The sequence below is a fragment of the Buttiauxella warmboldiae genome (assembly GCF_003818135.1).
In the GTDB taxonomy this organism is placed as follows: Bacteria; Pseudomonadota; Gammaproteobacteria; order Enterobacterales; family Enterobacteriaceae; genus Buttiauxella; species Buttiauxella warmboldiae.
Genome location: NZ_RPOH01000120.1, coordinates 1 through 955, shown reverse-complemented (window position 1 = coordinate 955; position 955 = coordinate 1). Strand labels below are relative to the sequence as shown.

Below are 955 nucleotides of genomic sequence, written 5' to 3'. Positions count from 1 at the left end.
GTTCACCGTCAGCGTCACCGCATCACCGGCTTTCGCATCGCCGCTGACCGTGCCCGTGACTGGTGTCAGGCTTTCTGTGCTTTCCGAGGCATTAATCACCCCATCCGCGGTTACCGGATGCACGGTGATCCCCGCCTCTGCTTCCCTATCCACGCCGACCGCATGGTCAGCGCTGGCGCTGGCAGTGTTGCCTGCCGCATCGGTGGTGGTGATGGTGGCGTGCACCTTCTGACCGCTTACCAGATCGGTGGTAGTGACCGGAATACTGTAACCAAGCTGACCGTTACCCAGATCCTGCACCGGACCGGTAAAGGTCTGGCCGTTCACCGTCAGCGTCACCGTGTCACCGGCTTTCGCATCACCGCTGACCGTGCCCGTGACCGGGGTGGTGGCTGCCGCACTTTCTGCGGCGTTAATCACATCATCTCCGGCAACCGGATGCACAGTGATCCCCACCTCAGCCCCCATATCCACGCCGACCGCATGGTCAGCACTGGCTGTGGCAGTGTTGCCCGCCGCATCAGTGGTGGTGATGGTGGCCTGCACCGTCTGGCCGCTTACCAGATCGGTGGTAGTGACCGGAATACGGTAGCCCAGCGAGCCGTCGTGTTGAACTTCCACCGTCCCCGTGAAGGCATGGCCGTTCACCGTCAGCGTCACCGTGTCACCGGCTTTCGCATCACCGCTGACCGTGCCCGTGACCGGGGTGGTGGCTGCCGCACTTTCTGCGGCGTTAATCACATCATCCCCGGCAACCGGATGCACGGTGATCCCCACCTCTGCCCCCATATCCACGCCGACCGCATGCTCGGCGCTGGCTGTGGCGGTGTTACCCGCCACATCGGTGGTGGTGATGGTGGCCTGCACCGTCTGGCCGCTTACCAGATCGGTGGTAGTGACCGGAATACGGTAGCCCAGCGAGCCGTCGTGTTGAACTTCCACCGTTCCCGTGAAG

Annotated in this window: 1 protein-coding gene; it reads right to left on the bottom strand. The window is 63.1% G+C overall.

What is annotated here, in order from left to right; translation table 11 throughout:
* Window positions 1–955 (bottom strand): Ig-like domain-containing protein (locus EHN07_RS20235; RefSeq protein ID WP_124025799.1); only part of this gene is annotated, 955 nt, incomplete at both ends.